Here is an 8,159-nt window from a genome sequence, read left to right as displayed (position 1 = left end):
TGCTTGGAAATAACTTAAAGTATTTGAATTAACCTCTTAGCCAAACATTAGTACCGATAACAACGATAACAGTTAATCACTCTTTTATTATTCAATTCCGAATAAACCTTTCTAGAACATCTAACCACTCTCTGAATATCTATAGAAGTTTGTTAAGCCTGCTTGTCGTACCCCTATTGATACAGGGCTTTTAAGCGGTCTCTGACTTACTGCTGATTAATATGACTACTTTGCTTTAGCTTTTACAATAAACGTTATTTAAGCGTTGTATGGAGCTTTCCTCCATCGAGCTGAGTACATAAGGTCAGATAGCTCATGTACTCGTATATTCTCTATATCTATCCAATATAGTTATGTTCTGCGAGTGTCGAACAGTCTTCCTAGATATTGAGGTTCAACAAATCTGCTTTGCAGAAAATGATTGAAGTAGCTTCACTTGGTTATCAATGAGATAAGGAAGTCTCGTGGTTATGAGTGACAAAAGCCATCGGTGATGGAGTCTCGTTGCTTTTAGGTGGTAGAGGAACGTTCGCGTTGAAACTATGAAGAGTTTTGATAAATTGCAGGTAATAAAAAAGCCGACAGTAAACTGTCGGCTTTCTACTTTCTGAGCCGCTTAGTTGTTTTGAACTAGCGTTAGAGCTTTACGAGAGACTTCGTGAGCCGCTTTAGTTAGGTTTTGCTTCTCTAGTGTGTCTGCTAGGTAAGCATAGTCAGAAACGTCTGAGCGAAGCTTTAGCGCAACTTCGAAATGTTCTTGTGCTTCTTGCCATTTCTCTTGGCGGAAGAAGAAGTGTGCCAATGCACTTTGTGCTGCTGCATTTTCTGGTTCACGTTTCAAGACACCTTCAAGGAAAACAATCACTGGGTGGCTATCTGGTAGGTTTAGCTCTGGCAGTAATTGGTATAGTTCAGGTGTTGGGCTCTTCTTCAGTGCTTCTTTGATCACAGTGAAGGCTTCGGCATCTGCTTTGCGTGAGATGAGCTCGTGAGCAAAACAACCGATCAGGTGAGCGTCTTGTTTTACCTTACGTGGCAGACTGTTCCAGTGTGAGATAAGACCTTCGCTACCTTGTTGCTGAGCCACGTCGTGTAGCAAACCACATTGAGCTTTCTGAATTAGCTCTGCTTGCTCTTCTTCTGTGATCAGTTTGGCTTTACTTAGTTGAGGTATTAGATCGATCAGTGGTTGCCATAGCTTAAGCTGCATGTAAGTAGTTTTTTGCAGGTTAAGAACAATCGAGTTATTCGCGTACTGGCCTTTTAGTGCTTGTAACGTATCGAATGCAGACTCGAACTCGTTATCACGAATGAACTGTTTCGCGCGAGTCAACTCTACTGCTAAGTGCGCATTCTCTTGTTGGCTTGCTAGCTCTAGGTACTGGTCACGCTTTGTTTTGTCACCTTGACCCTGCGCAGCTTCTGACGCTACTAGGTAGCAAAGCAACGGCATGTCGTGATGGTTTGCCCAGCGTGTCACCTTCTTCTCGGCACCTTTCCAGTCCCCTTCAAGTAGCTTGATGATGCCCTCGTTGGTGTAACGACGAGAACGACGCATTTTACGGACGCTAAAATAGTTCCAAGTGCTCGAGCTTGCGTAAACCAGTTTCTTGACGACATACTCCAATAGGAACAAGGCAGCCAGTGCGGCAATCACAAAAATCACTAGGGTAGTGACACTCATCTCAATAGTTTTATTGGCAATTGAGATCAGGACATAGCCTTGTTGGCCTGAGAATTGAGTGCCAACGAATAGACCGGCACCAAGAACAACAAATAGGAAAATAAGACGAACCATTACTTATCCTCCGTACCTGTCATTGTGGTTACTTCACGACGTAAGCGCTCGCGAATGACATCTGATAGCTGGTTTTGACTTTCTAGTTTCGCTGGGTATTCAACTTCGATGTCTTGTTTACTCAACTGGCTCAATGATTTGTTGAACTCTTTAACTGAATTATCATCTTGGTTGAAGAATGCCATTGCCCATTTGTCCGCGGTTTCCAAAGAGGTGGTGTATATTTCCCCTTGTTCTTGGTAAACCGATTTAATCGCTGTTTCGATCTTGGCTTTGATGTTCTCTTTCAAGTAGAAATGTTGTTGTGGTGAGAGCAACGGAATCACATTGCCATCACGTGTACGGAAGGTAATGAAGTTCTCTGAGAAGTCTTTTAGTGAGGTCATCAGGTTATCTTGCCAGTTTGCAATATCTTCTGATACTTGTTGCTTCTCAACCGCTGCAGCTTCAGGTAGTAATGCATTTGCGAGAGGCAGTTTGTCTACTTGCTGTTGTAGTGCCGTTAAACGCAATACTAGGCCATCACGGTCAACTAGTGGCACAACACGTAGTTTAGTGATGTCGTTTGCCATTGCTTTACGCAAACCTACAAGGCTAGGATCGTTTAGCGCTGCGATACGCTGGTCTGCGCTTTCCATCAATTGAGTAGCACTTTCTACATCATGCTCTAAAAACAGCTTACGACCAGCCAGTTTTACTAGATAGTCAGCTTCTGCTAACAGCCAATCGTTTGGGCGACGGCCTTTCACGTCGGCCACTGCCAATTGTAGGCTTTCAATACTTTTTCGTTGCTGACCAAGAACCACTTCAGCTTTGTGCGTTGCTGTCGTCGCTTTTTCAATAGTTTCTTCTTTTACTTGGTTTAGCTCTTGTTTCATTGCTGATTGAGCCTGCTCTAGTTGGCTCTGAAGCTGAGCGATCTGAGTTTGGTATTCTGATTGCTGTTCGAGCATTTTGTATGTCAAACCACCACCAAAAATAAGTGATAAGACGATAGCCACAGTACCCAGCTTCACGCCGCGTTTGCCTTGCTTCTCTTCAAATTCAACTTTGTTTGGTTCTGCTGGTTTGGTTGGTTCAGCAGGCTTTGAGTCTACCTTTTTAGGCTCAGATTCTTGTTGCGGTGTGTCTTTTTCAGCTAGCGGTGCCGATGCAGTTTGTTCGGAAAGGTTTTTATCGTTATTTTTTTGGTCGTTATTTTTACTTGTCATGCCTATATCCTGTGTAGCTAGGGCTGGAGAGCAGCCAGTAATTCTTGGTTGGATGCACTTCCTGTACATCTGACCTGAGAGAAGCCCCTTTGAATTGCGATGTCAGCGATGCGCTGACTGGGGATATACAACTCTTGTTGATTAAGCCAAACCAATTGTTCTGACGTCAATTGGTTGCACAAATAATCCAGTTGTTCACCACTGGTGACGATTATCTGGTCGATTTGTTGGGTTTTCCATAATGAGACACAGCTTACTGGATCGAATGGGATAAATTCTCTCTTATAAGTCTCACTATAGTTAACTTTTGCTCCGCGTCTCACCAATGCATCTTTAATCAGTTCCCTTCCTCCGTTGCCACGAAGGATTAGAACTGTTTGTTTTTCTACATTGTTTAGTTCGGGAAGCTGCAACAAGTGCTCACTATCACTGACTTGTGGATAGTGTACTTTCTGTTGCGTGCATTTGCTCAAATAGTGTGCTGTTTTTTGACCAACGGCAAGGTATATAGCCTGCTTGGGCCATGATTTAGCGTTGTTCTCTAAGATTTTCTCTGCGCATCGCACCGCATGTTGACTGACTGCAATAATAATTTGCGCATTTTCGATGTATTTGGAGAGGTGCGTATCGCTGAGATCGGCAACGATGTCGATCAATGGATGATGGATTGCAGTAATACCGTGCCTTTCGAGCAGAGAGCAAAGCGCGATGCCTTGCTCTCCCGGCCGAGTGACCAACACTGCCATGATTATTCGTGGTCTGCGTACAGCTTGGTTAGTATGTCGCGTGCACCGCCTTCAAGTAGCTCGTTAGCCAATTGAACGCCTAGTGCTTCGGCATCGTTGCGGTGACCACGAATTTCACCACGTACAATTAAGCTACCATCAGGCTCGCCAACCAGTGCGCGTAGCCAAATGTTGTCACCGTCAAGCAGTGAGTAACTGCCGATTGGCACCTGACAACCGCCTTCAAGGGTCAGGTTCATCGCACGCTCACAACGTACGCGATCTGCCGTATCTTGGTGGTTTAGTGGCTCAAGTAGTTTAAGTAGACGTTCGTCATCCACACGACACTCAATACCTACAGCACCTTGGCCTACCGCCGGCAGCGATTGCTCTGGCTCGATAAAGCTACGAATGCGCTCTTCTAGCTCAAGGCGCTTCAGACCTGCTGCGGCAAGAATGATGGCGTCGTATTCCCCTGCATCTAACTTACCTAGGCGAGTGCCTACGTTGCCACGTAATTCTTTGATAACTAGGTCTGGGCGGTATTCTTTTAGCTGACACTGACGACGCAGGCTACAAGTACCTACAACTGCGCCTTGTGGCAGCTCATCAATGTTATTGTAAGTGTTAGAAACGAATGCATCACGTGGGTCTTCACGTTCACAAATCGTCACCAAACCAAGACCTTCAGGGAAGTCTACTGGTACATCTTTCATTGAGTGCACCGCAAGGTCCGCACGACCTTCAAGCATCGCCACTTCTAACTCTTTAACGAACAAGCCTTTACCACCAACTTTTGCTAGCGGCGTATCCAAAATGATGTCGCCTTTGGTCACCATAGTGACGAGTTCTACCTCTAGACCTGGATGAGCGGCTTGAAGTGCGTCTTTTACAAAGTGTGCTTGCCATAGAGCAAGAGGGCTTTTTCGAGTTGCAATGCGAATTGGCGTGGATTGTGTCATGGTCTTCTCAATGCTGTTTAAGTTTTGCTTAATCGTAACACTCAACGCGTGAAAATCTTAATGTTAGTTAGGCTTCTCTTGGTGTCATGAATGGAATTACATTGCATTATGGAAATAGTGTGACTGGATTCTCATTTAGACTAAGGACTATTATTAGTTAGAGGCGAATACGAGCGACACTACTGCGCTATCAATTTTGCGACTAGTGTGGGGTTTTGAAACCACAACTATTTGCGGGTGGAAATCTTTACCAACTCTGATGAAAGTGTTAAATTGATCACGTTTTTAGACCTTTTTGGTTTAAAACATCAGCAGATTTTCGTGATTGTTCAACCAAGGAACTTCCCTTGCAGGCTTACACCCAAAAACTTATTCAGCGACTAGATAACCTGAACCAGCAACGGATCGACCGTGCGCTGGCGCTTATGGATTCGCAAAGCCAGCAAGTCTTCCACTTGATTCCTGCCTTGTTGAACTACAACCATCCTGTTATTCCTGGCTACTACGATGCTGACGTACCTTATGGTGTGTTTGGTCTAGAGCTGAACGAACTCCAACAACGATTCCTTGATGATACTCAACTGACGATTGGGCAAGCGCTTAAGACAGCAGAGCTACCTGCGATCTTAGGTTTGTACACTATGGGCAGTACCTCTTCTATTGGTCAAAGTACTTCAAGTGATTTGGATATTTGGGTGTGTATCTCACCGGAGATGGATAACGACCAACGCGAGCTGCTGACCAATAAATGCTTGCTGATCACCGACTGGGCTCAAAGCCAAGGTGTGGAAGCGAACTTCTTCTTAATGGATGAAGAGCGTTTTCGTAGCAACCATTCTGAAGAGATGACTGGCGATAACTGTGGTTCTTCTCAGCATTTATTATTGCTGGATGAATTCTACCGTTCTGCTGTTCGTCTGGCTGGACAGCGTTTGTTGTGGCAAATCGTGCCACCAGAAATGGAAGAGTGTTACGACGAGTACGTTGCACAGCTTTGTAAAGATGGCTATATCAATTGTGATGAGTGGATCAACTTTGGTCAGCTTAACCGCATTCCTGCTGAAGAGTACTTTGGCTCGAACTTGTGGCAGCTGTACAAGAGTATCGATTCCCCTTACAAGTCCGTGTTGAAAGCGATCTTGCTTGAAGCTTACTCGTGGGAATACCCGCACACACAACTTCTTAGCATCGACACTAAACGCCGTTTCTTTGCCCACGAGCCTGACTTGTACGGCATGGATGCGTACTACTTGATGCTAGAGAAAGTAACGCGTTACCTAGAGCGAATCCAAGACGACACACGTTTGGATTTAGTTCGCCGCTGTTTCTACCTTAAAACCCATGAAAAGCTGTCTCGTGAACCTGATGTAGGCTCTGTAGCGTGGCGCCGTGAAGCCTTAAGCGACATGATTGCGAAATGGCATTGGGATGAATCGGTACTGGCAGAGCTCGATGATCGCCGTAACTGGAAAGTTGAACAAGTGAAAGTAGTGCACCATTCGCTACTGGATGCTTTAATGCAAAGCTACCGTAACTTGATTCAGTTTGCGCGTCGAAACGATATTACCTCTGCGATCAGCCCGCAAGATATCAGCATTCTTGCGCGTAAGCTGTACGCGGCATTTGAAGTCCTGCCGGGCAAAGTTACCTTACTTAACCCGCAGATCTCTCCAGATCTTCATGAGCCAGACTTGAGTTTCATCGAAGTAAAAGAAGGTGGAGTGAACAAGTCAGGTTGGTACTTATACAAGCAGCCTTTGATTGCACACCGTATTCTTGGTCAGCCTTGCCTTGAGCACCATGAGTATTTGAGTAAGTTGGTTTCTTGGGCGTTCTTCAACGGTTTGATTACCGAGTCAACGCGTTTGCACGCGGTGGTGCGTGAGGCGCAGTTAGACATCGATAAGTTCTACCAAATGGTGAGTGACCTACGTAACACCTTCTCGTTACGTAAGCGTCGCCCAACCATGCAAGCGTTGGGTAGTCCGTGTGAAATTAGTCAGATGGCGATGTTCATCAACTTTGAAAATGACCCAACGGCAGAGCTGTCTGGCCGCTCACTCAAAGTGGATGTGAAGAACACCGATATCTTCAGCTTTGGTCCTGAACAAATTAACTTGGTCGGCAGTGTTGATTTAGTTTATCGCAACTCATGGCACGAAGTGCGTACACTGCACTTCAAAGGTGAAACCGCGATGTTGGATGCATTGAAGACCATTCTTGGCAAAATGCACCAAGACGCGATTCCGCCAGAATCGGTGGATGTATTCTGTTACGCGAAGAACATGCGTGGCGTGATGCGTAATATGGTTTACCAACTGTTAGCTGAGTGTATCGACTTACGTTTGAAGCCTGTTGAGCAAGAGAAACGCCGTCGCTTTAAAGCCATACGTCTTGCCAACCAAACTTATGGTTTGTTCTTTGAGCGTCGTGGCGTATCGGTTCAGAAGCTCGAGAACTCAGTTGATTTCTACCGCAGCATTTCAACTAACAAGCTGAAAGGTTCGCCGCTGTTGATGCTGGATCGTGAGCAAGAGTACCAACTACCAGAAGTCGTAGATGGCTTTGCGAGTGAAGGTTTAGTACAGTTCTTCTTTGAAGACACTGACGATGGTTTCAATATTTACGTATTAGATGAGTCAAACCAAGTTGAGGTTTACCACCAATTCAGTGGTTCTAAAGATGAAATGATTGCGTCAGTGAACAGCTTCTACACCTCGGTGAAAGATGACAGTCGTGTATCGTCAAAGTTTATTAACTTTAATTTGCCGCAGTACTACCAAATCATTCATCCGGAAGAAGGGAATACCTACATTATCCCTTACCGTAATGATGGCTGTACGCCAACTCGTCCAACTAAAGCGGTAAATGCGTAAAACGAATAATAAAAAAGAGCACCTCGGTGCTCTTTTTTCGTTTAGGTGACTGGTCGTCACAAATACTCATTTGGCTTATGGCCAATCAATGGTTTCGCCAGCGTGCTTTTCACACTCTTCTTTCACCATTTCAAACAGTTCCATACCTGTTTTTGAGCAAGTCCATTTGTTCTCGACTAGCTTGAAATGGAAGCCACCAGATTTCGACGCTAACCAAATCTCATGCATTGGCTCTTGGCGGTTAATGATGATTTGGCTGCGGTCTTCAAATTCTAATGTCATTACGTTGCCAGTGACTTCGTAATCAATGTCTGCGCCTGATTCATCGATGGATTCTTCGATGATTTGCATCTGTGCGTCCACCAGTTGATGAAATTCAGTATCGTTCATCCGTCTATCCTATTGCTTTTCCTGAGTGTGGTGCGATTATAGGGGGCATTGGTTTAATAATCACGATATGCAAAATGAAAAAATTACTTACTGTGTTGTTTGTGATGGTTGCAGCGACACTGGCCGGTTGCGGCCAATCAGGCTCACTTTACATCCCAGATGACGCTCAACAAAACGAGCAGTCACAATAATCAGCC

6 protein-coding genes and 1 pseudogene are annotated in these 8,159 nt (G+C 45.0%); 2 read left to right on the top strand and 5 right to left on the bottom strand.

Annotated elements, in window-relative coordinates:
* Positions 1-616: 616 nt before the first annotated feature.
* The 4 genes from L1076_RS25470 to hemC are packed head-to-tail and all read right to left on the bottom strand — an operon-like array spanning position 617 to position 4,696.
* Positions 617-1,798 (bottom strand): heme biosynthesis HemY N-terminal domain-containing protein, encoded by a 1,182-nt coding sequence (locus tag L1076_RS25470; protein ID WP_237304709.1) that lies wholly within the window; start codon positions 1,796-1,798, stop codon positions 617-619.
* Positions 1,798-3,009 (bottom strand): uroporphyrinogen-III C-methyltransferase, encoded by a 1,212-nt coding sequence (locus L1076_RS25465; RefSeq protein ID WP_038872495.1) that lies wholly within the window; start codon positions 3,007-3,009, stop codon positions 1,798-1,800. Before L1076_RS25465 ends, L1076_RS25470 begins: the two co-directional genes overlap by 1 nt.
* 17 nt (positions 3,010-3,026) lie before the next feature.
* A complete protein-coding gene (locus tag L1076_RS25460; protein WP_038872498.1) occupies positions 3,027-3,755 on the bottom strand; it encodes a uroporphyrinogen-III synthase in 729 nt (242 codons plus the stop codon).
* A gap of 2 nt (positions 3,756-3,757) precedes the next feature.
* Positions 3,758-4,696 (bottom strand): hydroxymethylbilane synthase, encoded by a 939-nt coding sequence (hemC, locus tag L1076_RS25455; protein ID WP_038872501.1) that lies wholly within the window; start codon positions 4,694-4,696, stop codon positions 3,758-3,760.
* 347 nt (positions 4,697-5,043) lie between these two features.
* On the opposite strand from hemC, the gene L1076_RS25450 reads away from it, so the two are divergent.
* Positions 5,044-7,572, top strand: coding sequence for a class I adenylate cyclase (locus tag L1076_RS25450; RefSeq protein ID WP_038881543.1), 2,529 nt, complete (start codon positions 5,044-5,046; stop codon positions 7,570-7,572).
* Between the two features lie 75 nt (positions 7,573-7,647).
* Here the strand turns inward: L1076_RS25450 and cyaY are convergent, their stop codons facing one another.
* Positions 7,648-7,962 (bottom strand): iron donor protein CyaY, encoded by a 315-nt coding sequence (gene cyaY / locus L1076_RS25445; RefSeq protein ID WP_237304708.1) that lies wholly within the window; start codon positions 7,960-7,962, stop codon positions 7,648-7,650.
* On the opposite strand from cyaY, the pseudogene L1076_RS25440 reads away from it, so the two are divergent.
* Positions 7,942-8,153: pseudogene (locus L1076_RS25440) on the top strand (lipoprotein). The gene cyaY and the pseudogene L1076_RS25440 overlap by 21 nt on opposite strands.
* Positions 8,154-8,159 lie beyond the last annotated feature (6 nt).

This window comes from Vibrio sp. MMG023, assembly GCF_021654215.1.
Lineage (GTDB): Bacteria > Pseudomonadota > Gammaproteobacteria > Enterobacterales > Vibrionaceae > Vibrio > Vibrio jasicida.
The sequence above is the reverse complement of the archived record's forward strand: the minus strand, read 5'-3'. Positions and strand labels throughout refer to the sequence as shown.

Coding starts and splice junctions, on each gene's coding strand:
- L1076_RS25470 (WP_237304709.1), bottom strand. CDS start 1,798: ATGGTTCGTCTTATTTTCCTATTTGTTGTTCTTGGTGCCGGTCTATTC.
- L1076_RS25465 (WP_038872495.1), bottom strand. CDS start 3,009: ATGACAAGTAAAAATAACGACCAAAAAAATAACGATAAAAACCTTTCC.
- L1076_RS25460 (WP_038872498.1), bottom strand. CDS start 3,755: ATGGCAGTGTTGGTCACTCGGCCGGGAGAGCAAGGCATCGCGCTTTGC.
- hemC (WP_038872501.1), bottom strand. CDS start 4,696: ATGACACAATCCACGCCAATTCGCATTGCAACTCGAAAAAGCCCTCTT.
- cyaY (WP_237304708.1), bottom strand. CDS start 7,962: ATGAACGATACTGAATTTCATCAACTGGTGGACGCACAGATGCAAATC.